The organism is Opitutia bacterium ISCC 52 (assembly GCA_014529675.2).
Lineage (GTDB): Bacteria > Verrucomicrobiota > Verrucomicrobiia > Opitutales > UBA2995 > UBA2995.
The window spans coordinates 443183-466230 of the sequence record CP076040.1; the positions used below are offsets into that span (position 1 = coordinate 443183).

Genomic DNA, 23048 nt, shown 5'->3' on the forward strand with positions numbered 1-23048 from the left:
TTTATTGTAGCCCGATGGTGTAATTGGTAACACAACTGGTTTTGGTCCAGTCATTCAAGGTTCAAGTCCTTGTCGGGCTGCCATAAAAAAAGACGTCTTTCGAGGCGTCTTTTTTTGTTTTTCAATCTTGGTATTGGAGCTGATTTCAAATCCGTCTGAAATTCATCTACCTTATGGTTCAAGGTTTTTTGGAATATATATTTGTATGAGGTAATATCCTTAGCTGTGATCTCCGGATGCCAGTAAAGGGAGTTTGTAGTTGGAGGAAGGCTTATTATGTCATCCTGGTGCTGTTGTTAGGTCGAACGTTGTTTGCTGCACCCGGTGATTTGCAGCTTGAGGTTGTAACTCAAACGGGAGATTCAGGTTCTGGTCCTGAGGGATTGGCATTTGAGCAGATTTTAACAACCGGCTCTGGTTCCGAGTTTCCAGTATCTATGGATGAATCCGGGGCAGTTACCTTCATGGCAACCATCCTTGTGGGTGAAGATGAGCTGCGCGGAGTATTTAAGGGAAGCTTGGGAGGACCTCCCGAACTGTTGTATCTCCTAGGTCAAAATATTCCAGGCCTGCTTCAGAACGGGGAGCCGGTCGTGAGTGACGATCTTCGGGCTTATTCCTCCAGTATGGATGCTCCCTGTTCGTCATGCGTTAGGTGCTTTGCTCATGGCCGATGGTCGAGCTGAAGAAGCGGAAACGGTGTATCGCGAGGATCTGGTCAGGAACCGGAACAACGGCTGGGGACTGATTGCTCTTCAGAATTCTCTCCGCGCTCAAGGAAAGTATGATGAAGCCCAATCCCTGGATACGAAGATCAAAACTGCCTGGGCAAAGGCCGATGTGCGGCCTACTTCGTCCTGCTATTGTGAGCCAGGAGCGAATGGTAAGTAGATATATGAAAATTGTAGGAGCATTCATTCTAAGAAGACAAGGTAGGGACAGACCGCCGGGCTGTCCGTTCGTCCACAGTAGAAAATGACGGACGGCTCGGCGATCCGTCCCTACCTATTTTGATATTTTCCTACTCTTTCACCCGCTCGCTGGAATACAGAATCGTTCCAGAATCCAGCGATTCTTTCAGCACCCCCAAGTCAACCAGTTGTGAGATTTCATTCTCGATGCGCGATCGGGTTATCGTACCAATGACCTGCTTGTCGCCGCTTTCTCCGGTCACCAACCCATAGTCTATCATCGCCTGCTTGGAGTAGGCTATAAAATCATCATCGAGCTTCGGATTCAATGACTTGAGAAGTTTATCCGCTTTAGAAGACTCACCGAAGAGATATTCCTTCCACCCTTTGATACTGGCGCGGCTGAAGGCTTCCATGATCTCTGGATTTTTCAACGCATAGTCAGACCGTGTGTACCACACATGGTAGGGATCAAATCCGCTTTCCTTGATGAGTAGTGCGCCTGGGTTGGCACCCTCTTTTTTGGCGAAGTATGGCTCACTGGTGATATAACACTGTTGTATGAAGGTCTTATCTAAAAGGTATTGGGCGATACTGTAGTCGAGCGGAATAACATCGAAATCGATTTGGTATTTTTTCCGGATCAGATCAATGAACGCACTACCCGGACCGACCATGATTCGTTTGCCGTCGAGATCGGCGAAATCGTTAATGGGGTTTTCCTGGTGAAATAACAATGCTTGGGGATCGTGCTGAAGTAACGCGCCGACCATGACCAAGGGAACCCCTCGCGCGACGTAATTCATGAGATCGTTACTTTTGCCCATAGCAAATTGTACCTGTCCAAGGGCTACCTTCTCGGCGCTCACCGTATTGGGGCCGCCTGGCAAGATCTCTACTTCCAGGCCTTCTTCCTCGTAGTAGCCTTCGACCAGTGCCTGGTAGAAGCCGCCATGCTCCGGTTGTGGATACCAATCGGTTTGTAGTACAACTCTGGTCAATGACCCTGTGCTCTTATTATCCTGTTTCCCGCATCCGCTGAGAAAGATCGCGGTGAGGCTCAAGAGCTTCAGGCAGAACAGTCGCTGGCTTCGAAGAAGATTTTGTTTCATGTGTCGCTTTCCAACGTCGACTCGTGCCAGCTATGAAGCAACGCCCATTGCACATAGTGGATGAGTCCCACGAAGAGAAAGCCCATAAGGCAAGCGATTGCCGCACAAGCATATAACGCCGGTGTGTTTACGTCTCCTTTGTACAATATGGCTAGGAATCCGAGGCCACCCTGGCCACCAGCAGTGGTGCCTACAAAAATATCCCCGGCGATAGCTCCGATGGGCGCCAAGGTTGCAGCTATTTTTGCTCCGGTTAGAAAGTGGGGAAGTGCGTAGGGGAGTCGCAGGTGCAAGATCTCTTGCAGCTTGCTTGCTTTGCTCACGGCAAACAGTTCGAGGAGGTTTTTATCCGTACTGGTAAGTCCCAGGGTTGTATTCGCTACAATAGGGAAGAAACTTATCAGAAATGCAATGATGGTTACACTGTGGGCTCCCTGTTTCAGCCAGATTGCTATGATGGGAGCTAGAATAATGATAGGAGTCATCTGGAGAACCAGGATCCAGGGATAAAGAGATTTTTTTAGTGCGAGTGACGATGAAAGTATCAGCGCTAAACTCAGTCCTATGCCGATCGCTGATAGGAATCCGATGATTGCTGCTTTGAATGTGTTAAAGGTAGCCGCAGCCAAATGAGTCCTCTCTTCAACCGCCGCTTGCCAGATCTCGTTGGGATAGGGGAGCACGACCCTGCGAATACTGTCTGCTTGCTCTTCACTTAGCTTACCGCCATCCGTACTTCCCAGCATCGTTCCTATGAGTATCCAGATTAGAAGGATCACGCCTCCGGAGATCATTGGATATATCCAGGATGTGAATACGGACTTATTCACTTCCGCCTTTCTGTTTGCGTAGCGCTTTGCTCGTGCGGGCGAGCAAGTCGAAATACTCAGGGCTTTCTCTGAACTCTGCGGTTCTTGGATAGTCATGGGGAACGTCGATGATATCGGCGATTCTTCCGGGATTGTTTTCCAGAACCACGATGCGGGTGGAGAGAAAAACCGCTTCGGCCACCGAGTGAGTTACGGAAAAGGCGGTAAAGGGATCCCTCTCGCGGATTTGTAATAGGTCTTCGTTGAGCTGATTGCGAGTGATGGCATCCAACGCTCCAAAAGGCTCATCGAGCAATAGGATCCGCGGCGACACCGAAAGTGCACGTGCAATGGATACACGCATTTTCATGCCACCGGAAAGTTGTCTGGGAAAGCGATCAGCTGCCTCTTGAAGCCCCACGAGTTCTACCATCGCATCTGCCACAGATTGTCGTTCGATTTTAGGCTTACCCTGAAGCTTCATGGGCAATTCCACATTTTCTCTCACCCGGGCCCAAGGTAGTAGGTTGGCCTCTTGAAATACGAGGTAAAGGTCATCTCGTGGTTCGGTTGGTGTTGCTCCGTCGATCAGTAGTGAGCCTCCGGATACAGAGGTGAGGCCGGCCAGCATTCGCAATAGTGTGCTCTTTCCGCAACCGCTGGGCCCCACGAAGGAAATGAACTCTCCTTCCTTCACTTTGAGATCGATGTCGGTGAGAACATCTTGATCCTGGTCGAAGCGTTTGCTCAAATTTTTGAGCTGAACGATAGCGTTACCTTCAACCATTCAATACATACCTCCAGATGGATAGGGACTTTTCGCTTAGATCTGGGACAATGATCTGTAGACCACCGCTCAGGCCTGATTCCAAAAAGTAGGGAACAGTCAGTATGGGCAGCTGGCCCAGACTGCCAGGGGCGGTCAGGCGAAGGTGAGCTTCGCGTAGTTCGGTTGCCTCGCCCAGAAGTGGAGCCGGGCAGGGAGCGACAGGTAGCACTGCGAAGTCGTAGTCTGCGAACACGTCATCGAAAAATGTATGAACCTGGTTTTTGATTTCTGCGGCCTCTTCAAGTTCTGAAGGCTGCCAAGTGTTTCCTTTGGCTACCCGTTCCCAGGTTTGCGGATCGTAGTGCTCATTCTTTTCCTCATGCCATTCCTTATGGACTTCATACGCCTCATGACTGGAGGTTACGAGGTAAGCTCTCACCAGGTCCGGAAGGGAAAGCAGCCGATCAGTTGCTTCACTATTTGATTCGAGTGGTAGTTCTGAAATGGCCTCCTCGTGTGGGGTAGACAGGTTTTGGTCAATAAACGAGTAGTTGGGGAATAGTTCTAGGCCCTTAGGCTCATCTGCTTCTTTAGGGAAATTTGGAAACAACGCTTCCAGCGTGATCAAGAGGTCTTCTGCTGAGCGTGTGAACCAACCGGAGGTGTCGAAACTGGGGCTCAGGGGGAAGCAGCCGTCTTTCGACCAAGCATGATCGGGAGTGACTCGGATGCCATAGAGACCGTTATAGGCTGCAGGGACACGAACGGATCCACCGGTGTCTGATCCTGATGCGAGAGGGACGAGGCCGTTGGCTACCGCCCAGACCGATCCGCTGCTTGAGCCGCCCGAGATCCTGGTGGGGAAATGGGGGTGAACTCCGTCACCAAAATGGCAATTGCTGCCTTCCATGCCGTAGGCAAATTCTACCAGATGGGTTTTCCCTGCGAATACACCGCCGGCTTGATCCAGTGACCTGGCTAGTGCGCTGGATTGTGTTGGGGTGCCGCGAAGTTCATTGAGAAATAGGGAGGAGGCGTTGGTTTCCCAACTGGCTACGTCATACAGGTCCTTGAGTAGATAGGGTACTCCAGATAGGGGTCCATCGCCTTGGACAGATGTCTCAAAGGCGCTTATCAACTGCTCTTTTGAGAGCGTCTTCGCAATCGCCGCAGCTCGCTGATCCTTTGGTTGTTGGTCCAGGTGGGAAAAGAAATGCTCGGCAGCGGCCTGCGGGTTTTTGCGGCTGTTTGTCGACCATTCAGAAATGGACCAATAGGCTTGGGAGTTCATGCGTTTATTTTCAGTGGCTTCTTTGTCGCCGATTCCTAATTGTGTAGTTCTATTAGAGAACCATGAGTGATATCGAAAACAAAATAAAAGAACTGGGATTAGAACTACCGGCTGCTCCTGCAGCAGCAGGAAACTACCTGCCTTATCGAATGCATGGCGATACGCTCTACATTGCCGGTGCCATTACTATGGTAAATGGAGCTCTCACTCACACAGGAAAAGTTGGTGATGTTCAAACCGTGGAGGATGGTTATGAAGCCGCCCGGGTTTGCACCTTGAACGCCATTGCAGTCATGAAAGCTGCCTTGGGTGACTTAGATCGTGTAGACAAAATATTGCTCGTATCCGGCTTTGTGAATGCGGTGGATGGATTTACTCAGGCTCCGGCTGTCATCAACGGGGCGAGTGACTTATTGGTAGAGATCTTTGGTGAGGTAGGTAAACACGCACGAGTAGCGGTTTCGACTTCTGGGCTGCCCTTAGACACCTCCACTGAGGTGCAGATCACTTTGGCCTTCAAAGATTGATTCTGACGGATCTCGAATCACAACTCTTCTTCACTTTTATTGAAAGACCCTAAAGAGCAGAAGTTCTTAGTCCTCTTTGGCCTCTATGTAGGCTTTTGGGGAATGTTGCAGGTATTAACGGTGAAGTTGGTCCCGTTGGATCTGTCCTGGCTGGGCCTAGGAGTGCTGGCATTTGGATTTGGTAGCTTTGCTCATGCCTTCACATTTCCCTGCACCGATGCAGTGGCGGAAGTGTGGGGTGCGAAGCGGGCCCGGATGATGGTTTATGTCGGCACCGCGGTATACATTCTAGCCACTATCCTTTTATATATTGGAGTGAAATTGCCTCCGGCTACTGGCTGGGAGCATAATGAAGCTTACCGTGCACTCTTCAGTGGAGCTCCTCGTATTGTAGCAGGTTCGCTTATTGCGTCGGTCTGTGCCCAGTTGTGGGACGTTTATGTTTTTGAGTGGGTGAAGAAAAAGACGGGCCCTCGTTTTTTATGGCTCCGAAACAATGTATCGACTCTTGGTTCCCAGCTCATGGATACGTCCATCTTTTTCGTAATCGCATTCTATGGAGTCATTCCGAATGACGTGCTACCCAAATTGATTTTTGGCAGTTACCTGTTGAAACTGTTGGTGGCGTTGATCGATACTCCTATCGTTTATTTGGTCGTATATTGGATTACCGGAAATTGGACTTCAAAAGGAGATCTGGAGACCGAAACTAATTAGTTTCAGCAGGATTTGTGGGGTTCTAAAATAGCGGTTTTCAGTGCCTCAAAAGGACCATGGATTTGAACCTCTTTTTGGCCTGACTGAAATACCGTGCGACAGGGAAGGCTCATGGTAGGATTTTCGGGATGGTTACCTGTCATTGCTCTCAAGTCATCCTCTGACACTCCATAAACCAAGTTTCCAATATTCGCTCAGTATTGCGTAGCCGCGCACATAGCGCAGGGTTCGATTGTAGTCACCAAGGTGCAATTCCATAGGTAGTCTTCATTGTAGAGTTTAGAAGCGCGTCGAGCTAACTCGTTTTCAGCGTGACGAACGGTATCTATGTTTCCCTGACGGAGAAGGACTGTTTCGTGATCGGGTGCAATGAGGAGTGCCCCAAACGGCATATGGCCTTCTTGCAGTGCCTTTAAAGCCTCTTGGTTGGCCGCTCTTAGATGAGCGAGCATTTGATCGTGGGTCATCGTGTGGTCGTAACTTAATTCCCTGAAGGAACCGAATCTTTGTAGGTGTCCCAATTCTCTACTAGTTCTTCGACGATCGGATTACCGGTTCGAAATACGTTTTCCATCGTAGGCATGTAAGCGGAGTAGTGCCCTACGGTTTCGCCTTTCAAGCTTTCGTAGGCAGAAACGCTGTCGATGGGACGTGTGTAATTAGTAACACCGCGTAGAACCATGACTCGCTCCAGGTCTGCTTTGCCTGCTTTATCGAGTCGGGTAAGTGACTGCAAGGTTCCCGTATCTTCCATGGCGGATGTAAAGTAATCTCCTTCACCCTCGGTCCAGTAATCCACCCAGCCGTTGGCCCAATCGTTCATCAGTGCTCCATGCCAGTAAGTAGCTGCTGCCAGTTGGGCACCCACACGAACGCGTGGTGGGTGTTGGGCACCTTCGAAATCCTTGAACTTAAGTCTCAGGTTTTCTGCTCCCTCACTGGTGGTTAGCTCAATATCTTTGGTCAGCTCATAGGCCCAGTTGAGGAGTCCTGCATTCAGTTTATAGCGAACACCCCAATGCTGATCTTCGGCGGGCAACGGCATTTGGTAGGGAGATTTATTTCGGAACGGTATGTATCCGGTCGGCCAGTCTTCAGGCGCTTCACGCGGATCAATCTCGTGACCGATATCACCATCAATGGCCCAATCGGTCCATACGGTATCCGCTGGCGAGGTGTCTTCTGGATCTCCACCAGCGATGCCCGCAACCAACCAATACGCATTGGATAGGTCGAATCGTGGATCCATGCCGAGCCCCATGATGGTGGCCGTCGAAAATTGAGTTCCTATGCCGGTCGTGACTCCTAGTATTCCTTTATCCGCATTGTAACGGAGCGGAGAGTAGCCTTGCGGGAAGTCGATGGTTTCACTGAGCGGCAGTCTTTCTACCCAGTATTGAAATTCTCCTGGTCGGTCCCCTTCGACATCGCCGATTTCAAACATGGCTACGACAACCACCTTGATGGGGATGGGAGCATCTTGGGTGGATGATTTTGAACAAGCAGAATAAGCCAATGCTGATAGCAGCAGGCATAAGCATAAAATAGGACGCATGAGAAGAATATTGGCAGATTCCATGCCGCTCTTGCAACCCCGGCATTTTATTTGCTCTAATCTAATTGTGAAATTGCTCGATCAACTCTTTAACATTAGTTCTCAAGGTAGCACTGTTCGCAAAGAACTCCTCGCTGGAATCGCTACCTTTGCGGCTATGTCTTACATCCTTGTGGTGAATCCTTCGATGCTGGCAAAAACGGGAATGCCGCAAGAAGCGCTTATCACGGTAACAGCGGTTGCAGCCGCATTTGGCTGTTTTCTGATGGCCTGGATGACCAACTACCCCATAGCCCTTGCGCCTGGGATGGGGACAAACGCTTATTTTACCTTTGTCATCTGTATCGGTATGAAAGTCCCCTGGCAGGCGGCGTTGGCTATGACTTTCTGGAATGGAGTTATATTCTTGATCCTCTCTGTTACCGGGTTGCGAAAGAAAATAGCCGAATCGTTGCCCAATGGGATGAAAGTGGGGATTCAGGTAGGGATTGGATTCTTCATTGCCTTTATCGGACTCAAGAATGTGGGCATTGTGGTGAATAATGACGCCACTTTGGTCGCAGTAGGTAGTTTAAAGTCGCCCGCATCAATCCTGGTTGTTGTAGGGGTTATTTTGATGACGGTGCTTTCGATAAAGAAAATCCCTGGTGCAATCCTGTTTTCAATTTTAGGTATTACATTTCTTGGTTTTTTCCTCAGCAGCGGTGGCTCGCCCATAACGCCGACACCCTCCGGCGTGGTCTCCGCTCCCGCGGGCATTGGAGAGACATTCTTGCAGCTCAACTTCTGGTATCCTTTTCAATTCTGGAAAGAGGCCTTACCGGTCATTCTGACCCTGCTCATCCTGGATCTATTTGATAGTATTGGTACGCTCGTGGGATTGTCGCGCAGGGCAAAGTTGGTTGATGAAAACGGAAATATGCCTAATATGGGGAAAGCGCTCACAGCCGATTCGATTGCGACTATGGGCGGCGCGTTACTTGGCACATCCACCACTACGTCCTATGTAGAATCTGCAGTGGGCATCGAGTCGGGTGGAAAAACAGGGCTGACATCGGTCGCTTGTGGAATCTGTTTTCTTTTGGCGCTAATATTCACTCCGATACTAACCATTGTCCCTGCAGTAGCGACCGCGCCCGCTCTGGTCATGGTTGGTGTGTTTATGGCTCAAGGGCTCAAGGAATTGAACTTTGACGATCTGTCCGAAGTGGCGCCGGCATTTATCACCATGCTGATGATTCCTCTCACCTTTAGTATTACGGAAGGAATCGGAATCGGACTGGTAGTATTTGTTTTTGTCATGATATTACTCAACCGTATGAAAGAGGTGCCGATATTCAGCTATCTGGTAGCGGCCTTGTTCCTGGTGTATTACGGATTGAAGTAATGAAAATTTGGATACTTATACGAATGATATTAGAAAAATTGAAACAAAGGATTTTCGGGGAAAATAAGAAAGTATCCGGAAACAAGGATCAGATATCTTCCAGTCGCCGGCGATTCCTCGGGCATGGCTTTCTTGCCGCATTAGGGGGTAGTTTATTCGCAGGGTCTCGTGGAGCGACTGCACAGGAGACGTCCCAATCACCATCCTCAGGAATGGCAATTGAAGGTAGGCGTAGAAACGTTTCTGCCAGATTACAGTACTCAGATGGGATCGAGGCTGCCTGGAAAAAGGTGAAAGAGGAAGCATCAGCCGAGGATCTTTACCGAGTGCTCTATGCATTGCCCAAAGGCGGAGATATTCATCATCACCTGGGTGGTGGTATGTTGCCGGAAATGATTTGGGATATTGCCACTGACTCCAAGCGAAATGGTGGGCAGACGTTTTATACGCGCGTGCGCATATCGACTTTGAATCTCGCTGAAGTGGGGCACCATACAGACTCAAGGAGCATAGCTGGGTGGGTAACCATCGCAGGGCATTCCTATGAAAAGCTGACGGCTTCTCTGCAAAATGACTTTAAGCCTTTGGCAGATCTTAATGACAAAGAAAAGCGAGCTTGGATGAATGCCATGTTCCTTGATCACGAAGGAGAAGGTCGTGATGAATTCTTTGAATACATCTGGAATCGCCTGGGTGATGTCTTGGTCTCGATTGAGGTGATGATGGAACTGACCGTGGAGAACATGAAACGGTTTGGTGCTGAAGGTGTGCGTTACTTGGAGATTCAATCACGCTTTCGCGGTTGGTATGATGCCCAGGGGAATGTAATCTCCATGGATGAGGCTACGAAGATGTGGCTGGACCGTTTTGATCAGCCCGATGCAAAGGCGACGGGTGTCCTCGTGCGCTTTCAAACGATTGTGTTGCGCTTTTCTCCAGATGCGATTCAGGGAGTTGAGGAGTATTTCGAATACACCTACAATCATCCTGAGCTGTGGCTCGGAATTAATATGGCCGGTCGAGAGGATGATAACCGTGGCTACCCCAGTAAGTTCACGGATGTATTTGATCGCATGATTAGGAAATTCCCCGGTGTGGGTATCTCTATTCATGCCGGTGAAGCTGAGAAAAAAGATACGCACATATTTGATACCCTTCGCCTGGGAGCGACTCGTATTGGTCACGGTATCAATCTGTTTCGAGATCCTCCGACCATGCAGATGATGCGAGGTGAAAATTTCCTTATCGAAATCAATCTAATCAGTAATCACCTGCTCGGGTATACTCCTGATTTGGATCAGCATCCATTTCCAATCTACATGCGGCAGGGAATTCCTTGCTGTTTGAATACGGACGATCGTGGCATGTGGCATTCTAATATGACGGATGAGTATTTTGTCGCAGTTAGTCGTTTCAATCTGACCTGGAAGGAGATGATTGCTCTTGGAGAAAACAGTCTGAAGCACTCATTCCTGGATGATCAAACAAAGGCGAGGCTTCTGTCGGAATATTACGCTGATGTCATGGTATTCCAAAACAAACTCGAGAATGATGGCTGGAAGTCGGTCGCTCGATCGAGCCAAGCCGTCACGTATGACTACGGAAAAACTTACCTGAATCTCAATCTTAGCTAATACTCATGAATCGATTTAGCGTCGCTCCGCTTCATTCCTTAACTCAAACACTGGCCGGGGTCGCTTCGGGTACCATCGAACCTGATCTGGTTGTGACCGGTGCCCGTATCCTGTCCACCTATACCGAACGGATGTTGTCGGAAAAGGAAGTTTGGATTTCCAATGGACGCATAGCTGCCGTCAAGCCTGCGGGTAGTCATCAAGGTGCTGCCAGGAAAGTCGACGTGGCCGGTGGCATTCTTGCTCCCGGGTTGGTGGATCCACACATCCATATCGAAAGTAGTATGATGACGGCTTGTGCTTATGCAGAATCTGCCTTGCTGAACGGAACGACGACCATCTTTTGCGATAGCCACGAGATTGGCAATGTGAGTGATACCGAAGGCATTGAATGGATGCTGGAGGATGCTCGAGTTGCTCCCTTAAATATTTTCCTAACTTTGCCTAGTACCATTCCTGCTACCAGCGCTGAAATGGAAACCTGCGGCGGGGATCTGACTCCCCATAAAGCGGGGGCCATGTTCGATGCCTGGCCCGAGATTGTAGCGCTAGGTGAAAAGATGGACTTTGTGCCTGTATGTTTCGGGGACGATCGCTCACATGGTGTGATTCAGGAAGCTTTGAAGCGAGGTAGACCCGTCAGCGGGCATATTTATGGGCGCGAATTTGTCGCTGCCTATGCCGCGAGTGGAGTGACGGATACGCACGAAGCCATTGATCGCGATATCGCAGATGATTTTCTAGAAGCGGGCATTTGGGTATTCCTGCGCGGTGGACCTCCAACCACACCTTGGCACAGTTTACCTGAGGCTATCAAGGCAGTGACCGAGCTTGGAGCTAGCACTAAACGGGTTTGCGTGTGCACCGATGACCGGGATGCGGATGATCTGTTTACCTTTGGTATGGACTGGGTCGTTACCGAAGCCATCAAAGCTGGGATCGATATCCCCACGGCATGGTCGATGGGGTCACTGCACCCGGCGACTCGTTATTCCATGGATGGTGATTTTGGTGCACTAGGTCATGGGCGGCGAGCGGATATGGTTTTGCTGAACGATGATCTGAAAGTAATCAATACTTGGTATGGAGGAGAGCTGGCTGTTGAGGATAGCAAGGTGACTGCCGTTTTAGATGAGCAATTGAGTAATCATCGTTACCAATATCCGAAAAAGGCATACCAAACAGTCAATATGCCTGCTGAGCCCAAGTTAATTCCGGACGTTCCAGAAGTCGCCACCGAGGTAACCGTATTAAGAACGGAGTTACCCGGTATCGTAACCCTTCACAGAAAAGCTAATTTGGACGGCGGCTCCACTGATTGGGGGGCATTCGTTAAAGATAATGATTGCTGTCACATGGCGGTTATCGAGCGCTATGGTGTTGAAGGTAATATCGCTTATGGTTTTTTGCAGAATTTTGGTCTGCGAGAAGGGGCTGTGGCCAGTAGTGTCGGGCATGATGCGCACAATGTTATTGTCGCTGGTCACGATGAAGCTTCCATGTCTCTTGCTGTTGAAACGATTCGCAACTCCCATGGTGGGGTCGTAGTTGTGCAGGGTGGGAAAGTGGATGCCTTTATCCCTTTGCCGATTGCCGGGTTGATTTCTGACCTTCGAGCGCCGGATGTGGCGGAGGCCGCCTCCAAGGTGAAGGAAGCCTGGGTCGCTGCCGGTTGTACGTTGCCTTACATGGGCTTCAACTTATTGCCGCTATCGGTTATTCCGGAAATACGACTCACAGACAAAGGTTTAGTCAAAGTCCCTGAAATGGAAATCGAACCGTTGTTTAAATCACTCTAGGTGGTGTTTAAGATTTAAATACTTCTTCACTGTTCGTCGGTCTACTTGAAGACGTTCTGCTACTTGAGCCAAATTGGGGGTTTTAGCGTACTCGCGGTTAACGAGTGTCTGGATCCACTGATTTAATGTGGGAGTCTCAACATAACTTGGCGCTTCATTTGATGCCGACCTGGTTTGTTGGGATTGGTATTCTCCATGCACCATAACATTGCGGACACATTGCTCCAACTCGCGGAAGTTTCCTGGCCATGAGTAATCGGATGGCATTCCCCTGGATTCAGTCAACAGTGGGATGCAATTCCTGGTGAGACCTACACGATTGAATTTTGGGTTATGAATGATGGGGCTGAGTTTCTTGTGAACTGTGGAGCTGTGTCTGCCTTTGATGGTCGGATGGATACAATCATTCGCTCCAATGAGCGCATCTCAAATTGGAAACGCTATACATATAAATACACGGTGCCCCATGAGTTTAAACAAATCCGTTTTGAGCTCAACGTTCTTAAGCCTGGGAGCTTCTGGGTTGATGACGTCACAATTAAACGGGGTGCAAATAAATAGAAAGGATTAAGGAGCATGAAAAGATATAATAATCTAATGAAGAAAGCCTGTATCGTTATCGCGTTAATTGGCTTAATCAATGTCGCCAATGCGACCAATAGGATGGACCGTTTCAGTTGGACAGATCGTGGATTGAGTAATCCGCCTTTGGTTCAACAGAGGTCTTCTCTGGATAATACTATTGAACAATTTTGGAATGTTAAGCTCGCGGACGAGCCGGTGAGAAGCGTTGCACCTCGTGCAACTGTTCCTACTCCTTCTTGTTCCGTTCCGCGTTCCAGTCACTCGATGGAGGTAAAGCAGGATCGCAATACACGTGAACGCCGTGGCTACTTTGGAATCAACTTATTCAACGCGATTCCGATCATCGATTTTGTTCATGGCAGTGTGACAACTGACAGCTCTGATAATGTCAAAGGTCGTAGATAAATCAAAGCAGCTACCCTGGATAAGTGGAGTTATCGGGGTAGCTGCCTGCTTTTTGGTTTTGTTCCCCGAATCGCTTGTAACAGCGTTTCAGTATGACCGGGAGCAAATTCTTGGAGAAGAGTACTGGCGCTTGTTTACCGGACACTTCGTCCATTGGAATTCCGCGCATCTTTTGTGGGATGTGGCTGTTTTTTTCGCCTGTGGTCTTTTCGTTGAATGGGTGCGAAGAAGCTTATGGGTAGTCGTTCTGGTATTGGCTCCGTTGACCATTTCACTGGCTTTGTTAATTCTGCAACCCGACATGAACTTCTATCGAGGGCTAAGTGCGCTGGATATGAGTTTGTTTACAGCGATCTGTTTGCAAGCGATGAGCTACTGCCGTTTAAGAAAGAAAAGCGCGTTGATGCTTGTGTGGGGATTCGCCTTCGTCACGAGTGTTTTAAAGCCGGTGATGGAGACTGTTTGGGGAGGTGCCTTATTCGTCTCTCACTTTGGAGAAGGGATCGAAGCCAGTCCGCTTTCTCACCTCTTGGGAGTCCTGGTTGCGGTGGCGCTTTTTAAAACGATTTCTTTTTGGGAAACAGTTTGGAATTTGGCTGGCTGCAGCCACAGCTTCCGGAACCGCAAGCTTTCGGAGACTTCCATTTCTTGAAGTAGTGCCTTCCCAGGTACGCGGCGGCGCCTAATACTAACAAGCTAACTATAATGGCATCCCAGGTGAGCATCGCTAAAAGAGATGGGTTCCGACTTGATAACAGAGCACCGCGCCAAACCAGGCAAGGGCTGTCATATAGACGAATGAAATAATAGCCCATTTCCATCCGGCTTCCTTTACGATGATGGAGGTGGTCGCTCCGCACTGGGAGCAAAGGGCGAAAAATACCATAAGTCCGATTACGACTGGAACCGTGTAGATGGGGGTGCCGGATCGTTCACCTTCTTGCCACTCGCTGTTTTTTAAAGCGGCGCGTAGGCTTCCGTCTTCTTCGTCTACATCGCCACCCAAACTATAGATAATACCTAGGGTTGAGATGATGACCTCACGAGCGGGATAACTGGCCAGGACGCTGATGGAGATTCTCCAGTCGAATCCTGCTGGTTCGAAAATAGGTTGGATCGCTTTTCCGATATGGCCCATGTAGCTCTGGTTGATTTGTGAACTACCCAGGAACAGATTGAACTCATGAGACAGCTCCGAATCGGCATCCTCTAGAAGGGCGAGTATCTGTGCTTCATTACCGATTCCTTCAGTCACCTTTTCTGCTACAAAACTAGCTTGAAAATCTGCTGCTTTGTCGTCGGAACGGGGGAAGTAAAGACTGGCCCAGATAATGATGGTGATCAGGAAAATAATGGTGCCTGCCTTTTGGATAAACTCCCAACCTGCCTGCCACATGCGAAATAATACGTCCTTCATGCGAGGGGTCCGGTATTTGGGCAGCTCCATGACGAATGGCTGGGACTTTGTTTTTAAAACAAAACGTGTTACCACCCAAGCCGTTGGGACCGCTACTGCCAGCCCAAGAAAGTGCATGGCGAAAAGGGTGAAACCTGCCCACCATGGACCATAGACCGGCTCGATGAATGCTCCTATACAAAGGATATAAACGGGCAAACGGGCAGAGCAGCTCATGAAGGGTGCAACGAACACGGTTGCCAAGCGCGACTTCGGATCCTCGATCGTGCGGGTCGCCATGATACCTGGAATAGCGCAGGCATAGCTCGAAAGGAGAGGGACAAAGCTTTTTCCATTGAGGCCGCACCAGCTAAATAGCTTGTCCATGATGAAAGCAGCACGTGCCATGTAGCCGCTATCTTCGAGAAGGGAAATGAAAGCGAACAGGATGAGGATCTGGGGAAGAAATACCAGGAAAGCACCGACGCCTTCAATGACGCCATCCAGCACCAGGCTTTGTAGCATCGGGGTTCCTGCAAGCACAGGGCCGATGAGATCCTGGGCCCAGACTTTTCCCATTTCGATGATGTCCATCACAGGACCTGCCCAGGAATATACGGCCTGGAAGACCACATACATCATGCCTACGAATGCAGCTAATCCCCAGCCTCTGTGTAGGAGCAGACGGTCGATCGATTCGGTTGCTCCATGAGCGAGTTGTGCGTCCTTCAATACAACGCCACCGATCAGTCCATCGATATGACGATAGTGTAGCATGGCTTCAGCGACCAACGGGTTCATCCCGTCTTTGCGAAGAAACTCACGTGCCGTCTTAACTTCTTTTCTAGCTTCCTCTGCGCTTACTTTGAGTCGACTGACTTCCGCTGAGTGAGTGTCAAAGAGTAGGCGATGGGTTTCGCTTTCGCTAAGTAACTCGTTTTCAACACAGGGCAAAGTGGCTTTTAAATGATCCACTGCCGATGCCATGGATTTTGGCCAATGAATTTCGGGAAGAAATTGTGGTTCTTCCAGAAGTGATTCGACTGCTTCGATGATCTCCTGGGTGCCTTTGTTTTTCGTTCCAATGGTTGGAATGACTGGAACTTTCAGGCGACCCTTTAAAAGATTTAGATCTATCTGTTGTCCCGAGGGTGCGACGGAATCCCATTGGTTCAGGATCATGACCATGGGGATCTTTAAGGTGGCAATTTGGGAAGCCAGAAAAAGGTTGCGGCGAAGATTGGCCGCGTCAGCGACGAAGAGTATGATGTCTGGCTTGCCTATCTCCGTGAAACGGCCGTTGAGGACGTCAATAACGACGCGTTCATCGGGTGAATGGGCCGACAGGCTGTAAGTGCCGGGTAAATCAATAAGCTCTGCGTTGCTGCCGCCTAGCTTCATGGTCCCGGCTTTTCGGCTTACGGTTACGCCGGGATAGTTCCCGGTTCGCTGGCGAAGCCCGGTCAGGTTATTAAAAATGGTGCTCTTCCCCGTGTTTGGGTTGCCGATAAGGGCGATGCGGACGGTGCGCTCAGGCGCTGGAGAGACGGCGGATACCATGGCGGATTAACTTATACTGGTTCGACCAGGATTCCCTGCGCTTCAGATTTGCGCAGGATGATCTGGGCGCCGTCTACTTCCACCGCAATTGGATCGCCGAGTGGAGCCACTTTACACACTTTCACGACCACGTCTGCCCCGATTCCTAGAGACAGGATGCGTTGGTCAATATGGTTTATGGCACGGATTTGGGTAACGCGTGCAGATTGACCTATCTTTAATGAAAGTAAATTAGTCACAATTCTAGTTGAGAATGACTCTCAAGAATGAAGTTTTGTCAAGAACGACCGAAAGAAATAATTAAAAGAGCCAGATTTTACTTATTTCCCGTTCAGTTTAAACTCTAAGACACGCGGTTCCAGGGCAGGGGAGATGAACCCGCTAATGTAGATGCCGTCGTCCCGGGTTGTTTCTTCCTTCACGCAACCAGCTTGGTGTAGTTGGGAGATCAAGTCGTATCGATCAAAGGGGAATAGATATTCACCAAACGTGGAATCGGTTTCTAAAACTTCATCCATGCGGCGAATCAGTTGTTCGATTCCTTTGTTCTCTATGACGCTAATGAATTCCGCATCCGGAAATTGTGCCTGCAGTCGTTGGAGAGCGAAGGAGTCGTCGCAGATGTCGACCTTGTTGAAAACAGTCAGTATTCGTTTTTCGTCGGCCCCTAATTCCTTGAGAACTTCGAGAGTGGTTTCTGCGTGTTTCTCTACTTCTGGGCTGGATACATCCAGGACATGGATTAGAAAGTCTGCGACAACCGCTTCCTCGAGTGTCGCTTTGAACGCCTCGACCAGATTGTGAGGAAGTTTACGGACAAATCCAACCGTGTCTGTGAGGAGGAGCTTTAAACCCGAGGGTAAAATGACCTGTCGCGTAGTCGGATCAAGGGTGGCGAAAAGTTTGTCCTCCGCTAAAATGTTGGCTCCTGTGATCAAATTGAGAAGCGAAGATTTGCCGGCGTTTGTGTAGCCGACGATAGCGGCTGATGGGACTGGCTTTTTCATTCGCCGCTTCCTTTGCGTCTCCCGCTGGGCACGCACGACAACGAGTTTCTTTTTCAAAGTCGCGATTCTATCACGAACAATTCGGTGATCGGCCTCCAACTGCGTCTCACCCTGACCACGCATATTGGTACCACCACCACGTTGTCTGCTTAAGTGAGTCCAGGCGCGTGTGAGGCGAGGGAGGCTGTAAACCATTCTTGCTAACCCAACCTGAAGAACGGCTTCCTTGGTTTGAGCGCGATTGGCAAAAATATCCAGAATGACCTCCTGTCGATCAATGACGCAGAGCTTGGATTCTCTTTCCCAATTGCGTTGCTGAGCAGGCGTCAATGCGTCGTCGAACACGATACAATCGTAACCCTGTTCCTTGCAGTGCTCCATGATCTCGTAGGCTTTACCCTTCCCGATAAAGAAATGAGGATGTGGCTTCCTGATAGTAATAACCATGGATTCCATAACGCCGATCTCCAAGGTGTTTACCAGGTCGGCCAATTCTATCAGCAGATTGTCGGTGTTGTCTTCCGTCTTGCCAGAGATGCGCACACCGATCAACAGCGTGCGCTCTACCATCTTGGGCTTTTCTCTAACGTCAAACATCTGACTTATAAGGAATCTAGTGAGTCATCCGGTGGCATCGCAGGGATGCGATGGCCCTACCATCTTTGGAAAAGTCGGTAGGGAAACTGCGTCCTCGCAGTGCCGTTATGAGTCGTATGAAATGGATGTTAGAGTCAAAGGCGTAAAGAAAAAAGCCCTCCCCGAATTGGGAAGGGCTTTTTGAAATTGAGACGCTTGCGATTAAGTTTCGTCTTCGAGTGCAGCCTGAGCAGCGGCAAGGCGAGCAACCGGCACGCGGTAAGGCGAGCAGGATACATAAGCCAGACCAACTCTGTGGCAGAATGCAACCGAGTCAGGATCACCACCGTGTTCACCGCAGATGCCGAGTTTGATATCGGGGTTGGTGGAGCGGCCCTTCTCAATAGCGATTTCCATAAGCTGTCCAACGCCTGTTTCGTCGATGGAAGCGAATGGGTTCTTCGACATAATGTCTTCTTCCTGGTAGGCACCGAGGAATGAACCTGAATCGTCGCGAGACATACCCATGGTTGTTTGGGTCAAGTCGTTGGTTCCGAAGCTGAAGAACTCAGCGGTTTCGGCAATCTCGTCGGCGGTCAATGCACCACGAGGTACTTCGATCATGGTTCCAACTTGATAGTCGAGCTTACGTAGTTTCTTACGCTTCTTCACGTCAGCAGCTACTTCGTGAACGATGGCTACTTGCAGATCGAGCTCCTTCTTGAAACCTACGAGAGGAATCATGATTTCAGGCTTGGTCTTGATGCCTCGCTTCTGCGCTTGTGCTGCAGCTTCGAGAATCGCAGTGGCCTGCATGCGAGTGATCTCAGGATACAGAACTCCGAGACGACAGCCGCGGAAACCAAGCATTGGGTTGAACTCGTGGAGATCGTGAACACGGGTCATGATCTTTTCCACAGGAATACCTAGCTTGTGTGCAAGGTCGAGTTGCTGCTCCTTAGTGTGAGGTAGGAACTCGTGCAAAGGTGGATCCAGGAGGCGGATGGTTGCAGGAAAACCCTTGAGTGCCTTGAAGATGCCGTAGAAGTCCTTGCGCTGGTGCGAGAGAAGCTTCTTAAGCGCCTTTTCGCGGGCTTTCAGGTTTCCAGCAAGGATCATTTCGCGCATGGCGTCGATGCGGTCACCTTCGAAGAACATGTGTTCTGTGCGGGTGAGTCCGATCCCTTCAGCGCCGAATGCAATCGCTTGAGTGGTTTGCTCGGGAGTATCCGCATTCGTGCGAACGCTCATACGAGTAACCTTCTTACACCAGCCCATGAGCTTGGTGTAGTTTTGGTAGGTGCCACTCTTCTGTGCCTTCTTGTTGTTTTTCAAGAGACCTTGAACGACTTCGGAAGGAGCTGTGCTTACTTCTCCATCGTAAACCGTTCCGGCTGTTCCATCGATAGATAGGAAGTCATCTTCGTGATAAACCCTCTTTCCAACTTTCAATGTGCGCTCTTCATAATCGATTTGAAGTTCAGCAGCACCACAAACGCAGATCTTACCCATTTGGCGGGCAACGAGTGCTGCGTGTGAAGATACACCACCACGAGCGGTCAGGATACCGTCAGCAGCGATCATTCCGCGTAGATCTTCCGGAGAAGTTTCAACGCGAACGAGTAGGACACGGTGTCCTTTTTCAGCTGCTTCAACTGCTCTTTCAGCATTGAAGTAAATGCGTCCAGTTGCGGCACCAGGACCTGCAGGAAGTCCCTTCGCAATTTGCTTGGCGGACTTAACAGCTGCGCTGTCGAAGATCGGTGCAAGTACTTGCTCGAGCTGTTCAGCAGGAACGCGAGTTACGGCTGTCTTCCAATTGATGAGTCTTTCTTTCACCATTTCACATGCGATACGAACAGCAGCTACACCCGTGCGCTTACCGTTACGAGTTTGCAGCATGAAGACCTTGCCTTCCTGGATGGTGAACTCAAAATCCTGCATATCGCTGAAGTGCTTTTCGAGCACTTTGCAGATGCGTTTCAATTCTTTCAGAGAAGCAGGCTGTACCTTCTCAAGTTCAGCTACCGCGTCAGGAGTGCGAACTCCAGCTACTACGTCTTCACCTTGAGCGTTCATAAGGAACTCACCATAGAGAACCTTTTCGCCGGTAGCAGGGTCACGAGTGAAAGATACTCCTGATCCTGAATCTTCTCCCGTGTTACCAAATACCATCGCTTGGACGTTAACCGCGGTGCCCCATTCGGCAGGGATGTTATATTTACGGCGGTAAACGATCGCACGGTCATTCATCCAGGATCCGAATACTGCACTCACTGCTCCATCAAGTTGCTCCCAGGGATCGCTTGGGAAATCTTGTCCGGTGCGGTCCTTTACGAGCTTCTTCATGCGAGCGATCACTTCTTTGAGGTGACCAGCTGTAAATTCGGTGTCTTCTGCATCGGCATCTCCGAGAAGGTCTGCCTTAGCATGCTCGATGATCAGTTCAAATGGATCATGGTCTTCGCTTGGAAGTTTTTGAACTCCCATAACTACATCACCATACATTTGAATGAAGCGACGGTAACAATCCCAGGCAAAGCGTGGGTTGCCGGTTGCGCTTTCAAGTGACTGAACGGTTTCGTCATTCAAGCCCAGGTTGAGGATGGTATCCATCATACCCGGCATAGAGTCACGTGCTCCTGAACGAACTGCTACTAGAAGTGGGAATTTCTTTGAGTCACCAAATTTGGTGCCCATGACTCTCTCAATCTTCTTGATGCCCTGCACAATCTGGTCTTGGAGACCGGCTGGGTACTGACGATTGTTATCGTAGTAGGAGGTGCAGACTTCCGTCGTAACGGTGAATCCGGCAGGGACAGGGAGACCTATTCTGTCCATCTCTGCTAGGTTGGCACCCTTACCGCCCAAGAGGGCTTTCATAGAGCCGTTACCATCCGCTTTGCCGCCGCCCCAAGAGTAGACGTATTTGGCTGCTTTTGGTTTTCTTGCAGTTTTGGTTGCGCGTTTAGGTTTTCTAACTTGCTTCTTACTGACTTTTTTAGCCATGTCGTATATGTATTTTAGTGTTGAAAGCGTTTCTCGGAGAACCTCCAAGTCCGTGAGAAAGGGCGCAATTGAACCAATGGAAGTTTTTCTGTCAACGGTTAAGGAAGCATGGTGAGAGTAATGTATGTGCCTAGCAACTCGGGGGTTGCCGTTTTCATTTCAAACTGTTTTCTGGTTCGTTTTTAAATGGAAGACGACGGAAAAAAGAGTCCCGATGAGGACGAAGACTTGACCCCGGATGAAGGCCCTGAGGAGCCTTCGAAAAAGGGTGATGATTCATCGCATTCAGAGCAGGAGGAGTTTTCCTTAGAAGGTGAGCTTGTTCCGCCAGATGACGCGGATGCTTCTGAGGAAGATGAGACTATGGAGCCTGAGGATTCTGATCTTGAGAAGGATTTGGATAACGAATCTGTTGAGTCTGACGCGGATGACGAATCGTCGTCCAAGCCTGAAAATACAGAGGATATCGGCGAGGAAGATAGCCTCGAGCCTAAGAATGAAGGTGAGAATGATGCTGAATCCGGGGAAGAGCCAAAGTTGGGCTCTGAGGAGGAAAGTGACGCGTCAGATGGGACTGACTCTGAACAGGATCAAAATGAATCTTCGGACGAGGATACTGTTTCCGGGGACGAAGGTTCAGATTATCACCACGAGGGAGATGATGGTTATAGTCATTGGGACGACGATCATGATTACCATGGCGATGGCTACCATGATGAGGACTCTCATGGTGAGGAAGAGACCGCGCTTGCCAGCCAGGTAGAAAAAAGTGTGACTGAACTTGAGCGTCACCCTGATGAAGACATCGCAGCATTAGATGATGCCATCGAAGGTGGCCACATGACTTTTCTTGAGCACCTTGAGGAGCTCCGAGTCGTACTATTTAAATCTGCGGCAGCGTTCTTATCGGCCTTCATTCTTGTAGCGATATTTTTCCAACAGATTACGGGTTTGCTTAGAACACCGGTCGAAAAGGCTATGGCCAACCATGGTGTTACGGAAGCGCTGGTGACTACTTCACCGTTTGGGGTTTTCTCATTTTTGCTTCAATTAGGATTCTTAGGCGGGATTGCTCTGGCGTCTCCTTTTATTCTGTATTTTGCCTCTTCCTTTATTGCGCCCGGTCTAAATCAAAAAGAACGGCGAACGCTATTACCTGGAGCTTTCGTTGCGTTGATGCTTTTCAGTGTCGGTTGCATATTTAGCTATATGGTGCTGGTGCCCTCGGCTCTGAATGTATCGATCTATCTGAACGAGCTTCTCGGTTTCAGCCTTGTTTGGGCTGCGGACCGCTACATGAGCCTGTTAATCTGGATGGTGCTTGGAATTGGGCTCAGTTTTGAGTTCCCCCTCGTTATTACCATCCTGGTCTATGTCGGCATCCTGTCCGTCGCTATGCTTAGGCAGTTTAGGCGGTATGCCATTGTAATCATCTTTATTCTGGCCGCGTTCATCACGCCCACGGCAGATCCGATTACGCAAGGTTTGATGGCAGGTCCTATGATTCTTCTCTATGAGGCAGCCATCATTGTAGGCGCCTTTATTGAGCGACGTAAGAAGCGTGCCTATGAGGCTGAGTTCGGATCCTGGGATGAAGATAACCAAGACTAATTGTTAGTCTTGGAACCATCTACCAATGCTTGGCCTGGATCAGGCTCAGTTGATCGTTTTGACTTCTAACCTTCGCGGTTTTTGTGATCTCTCAGTGTGACCTGGAACATGTTTATCGCAAAATAAAATGTCATGGTCAGAGTGGTGGCCGCGAAAGCAGAGAAAAGCCAGTTTAGCGCAACTGTCTTGGCTGGGACGTAAGGCCTGAGAATCCAAGTAAAAAACAGGAATACCAATCCAGTAAGAATTAGGTTAACGATTGGGTTACCGAAGCCGGCTTTCTTTTCGTCTGATGAACTCATGGCGTGGTATCGGAATCATTTTTGGGGAATTGTCCACCTCTTTTTGTAAATTGTGAAGAGGGAGGTGTGGTTCATCGAAGGGGTAC

Annotated in this window: 20 protein-coding genes, 1 tRNA gene and 1 pseudogene; 12 read left to right on the plus strand and 10 right to left on the minus strand. The window is 49.5% G+C overall.

Annotated elements, in window-relative coordinates:
• Positions 1-8 precede the first annotated feature (8 nt).
• The 3 genes from GA003_01895 (at position 9) to GA003_01905 (ending at position 891) form a co-directional block, all read left to right on the plus strand.
• Positions 9-83: transfer RNA gene (locus GA003_01895), tRNA-Gln, on the plus strand.
• 153 nt (positions 84-236) lie between these two features.
• Positions 237-686 (plus strand): hypothetical protein, encoded by a 450-nt coding sequence (locus GA003_01900; GenBank protein QXD28756.1) that lies wholly within the window; start codon positions 237-239, stop codon positions 684-686.
• On the plus strand, positions 667-891 hold the full coding sequence (locus tag GA003_01905) for a hypothetical protein (GenBank protein QXD28757.1): 225 nt from the start codon (positions 667-669) through the stop codon (positions 889-891). Before GA003_01900 ends, GA003_01905 begins: the two co-directional genes overlap by 20 nt.
• A gap of 130 nt (positions 892-1021) precedes the next feature.
• On the opposite strand, the gene GA003_01910 is transcribed toward GA003_01905, so the two are convergent.
• From GA003_01910 to GA003_01925, 4 genes are read right to left on the minus strand one after another with little or no spacing between them, the layout of a single operon-like run.
• Positions 1022-2023 (minus strand): ABC transporter substrate-binding protein, encoded by a 1002-nt coding sequence (locus tag GA003_01910; GenBank protein ID QXD28758.1) that lies wholly within the window; start codon positions 2021-2023, stop codon positions 1022-1024.
• Positions 2020-2853 carry an ABC transporter permease subunit gene (locus GA003_01915; GenBank protein QXD28759.1) on the minus strand — a complete coding sequence of 278 codons (834 nt, stop codon included), beginning with the start codon at positions 2851-2853 and terminating at the stop codon, positions 2020-2022. Before GA003_01915 ends, GA003_01910 begins: the two co-directional genes overlap by 4 nt.
• Entirely contained in the window at positions 2846-3619 is a 774-nt protein-coding gene (locus GA003_01920; GenBank protein QXD28760.1) for an ABC transporter ATP-binding protein, read from the minus strand. Before GA003_01920 ends, GA003_01915 begins: the two co-directional genes overlap by 8 nt.
• Positions 3612-4892, minus strand: coding sequence for an amidase (locus GA003_01925; GenBank protein ID QXD28761.1), 1281 nt, complete (start codon positions 4890-4892; stop codon positions 3612-3614). The genes GA003_01920 and GA003_01925 overlap by 8 nt, the downstream gene beginning before the upstream one ends.
• 62 nt (positions 4893-4954) lie before the next feature.
• Between GA003_01925 and GA003_01930 the strand changes: the two genes are divergently transcribed.
• A complete protein-coding gene (locus GA003_01930; protein QXD28762.1) occupies positions 4955-5419 on the plus strand; it encodes a RidA family protein in 465 nt (154 codons plus the stop codon).
• 39 nt (positions 5420-5458) lie between these two features.
• Positions 5459-6136: a queuosine precursor transporter gene (locus GA003_01935; GenBank protein ID QXD28763.1), complete on the plus strand. Its 678-nt coding sequence runs from the start codon at positions 5459-5461 to the stop codon at positions 6134-6136.
• Between the two features lie 2 nt (positions 6137-6138).
• Here the strand turns inward: GA003_01935 and GA003_01940 are convergent.
• Positions 6139-6603: pseudogene (locus GA003_01940) on the minus strand (nucleoside deaminase).
• 14 nt (positions 6604-6617) lie between these two features.
• On the minus strand, positions 6618-7691 hold the full coding sequence (locus GA003_01945) for a purine nucleoside permease (protein QXD28764.1): 1074 nt from the start codon (positions 7689-7691) through the stop codon (positions 6618-6620).
• 22 nt (positions 7692-7713) lie between these two features.
• On the opposite strand from GA003_01945, the gene GA003_01950 reads away from it, so the two are divergent.
• The 6 genes from GA003_01950 to rrtA all read left to right on the plus strand — a co-directional run bounded on the left by GA003_01950 (position 7714) and on the right by rrtA (position 14153).
• Positions 7714-9078 carry an NCS2 family permease gene (locus tag GA003_01950; GenBank protein QXD30316.1) on the plus strand — a complete coding sequence of 455 codons (1365 nt, stop codon included), beginning with the start codon at positions 7714-7716 and terminating at the stop codon, positions 9076-9078.
• Positions 9079-9101: 23 nt separating this feature from the next.
• Positions 9102-10712, plus strand: a complete 1611-nt coding sequence (locus GA003_01955) for an adenosine deaminase (protein QXD28765.1) — start codon at positions 9102-9104, stop codon at positions 10710-10712.
• A gap of 5 nt (positions 10713-10717) precedes the next feature.
• Positions 10718-12511: an amidohydrolase family protein gene (locus GA003_01960; GenBank protein QXD28766.1), complete on the plus strand. Its 1794-nt coding sequence runs from the start codon at positions 10718-10720 to the stop codon at positions 12509-12511.
• A gap of 333 nt (positions 12512-12844) precedes the next feature.
• Positions 12845-13072, plus strand: coding sequence for a hypothetical protein (locus GA003_01965; protein QXD28767.1), 228 nt, complete (start codon positions 12845-12847; stop codon positions 13070-13072).
• A gap of 15 nt (positions 13073-13087) precedes the next feature.
• Positions 13088-13501: a hypothetical protein gene (locus GA003_01970; protein QXD28768.1), complete on the plus strand. Its 414-nt coding sequence runs from the start codon at positions 13088-13090 to the stop codon at positions 13499-13501.
• Positions 13482-14153: a rhombosortase gene (rrtA, locus tag GA003_01975; GenBank protein QXD28769.1), complete on the plus strand. Its 672-nt coding sequence runs from the start codon at positions 13482-13484 to the stop codon at positions 14151-14153. The genes GA003_01970 and rrtA overlap by 20 nt, the downstream gene beginning before the upstream one ends.
• 75 nt (positions 14154-14228) lie before the next feature.
• Here the strand turns inward: rrtA and feoB are convergent, their stop codons facing one another.
• From feoB to ppdK, 4 genes are all read right to left on the minus strand, one after another.
• The gene (gene feoB, locus GA003_01980) at positions 14229-16457 is read right to left on the minus strand and encodes a ferrous iron transport protein B (protein QXD28770.1); all 2229 of its coding nucleotides are present in this window, start codon (positions 16455-16457) and stop codon (positions 14229-14231) included.
• A gap of 11 nt (positions 16458-16468) precedes the next feature.
• Positions 16469-16699: a FeoA domain-containing protein gene (locus tag GA003_01985; protein QXD30317.1), complete on the minus strand. Its 231-nt coding sequence runs from the start codon at positions 16697-16699 to the stop codon at positions 16469-16471.
• A gap of 78 nt (positions 16700-16777) precedes the next feature.
• Complete coding sequence (gene hflX / locus GA003_01990) at positions 16778-18034, minus strand: GTPase HflX (protein QXD30318.1); 1257 nt, start codon at positions 18032-18034, stop codon at positions 16778-16780.
• A 228-nt stretch (positions 18035-18262) separates the two neighbouring features.
• A complete protein-coding gene (ppdK, locus tag GA003_01995) occupies positions 18263-21049 on the minus strand; it encodes a pyruvate, phosphate dikinase (GenBank protein ID QXD28771.1) in 2787 nt (928 codons plus the stop codon).
• A gap of 186 nt (positions 21050-21235) precedes the next feature.
• Between ppdK and tatC the strand changes: the two genes are divergently transcribed.
• On the plus strand, positions 21236-22660 hold the full coding sequence (tatC, locus tag GA003_02000; GenBank protein QXD28772.1) for a twin-arginine translocase subunit TatC: 1425 nt from the start codon (positions 21236-21238) through the stop codon (positions 22658-22660).
• Positions 22661-23048 lie beyond the last annotated feature (388 nt).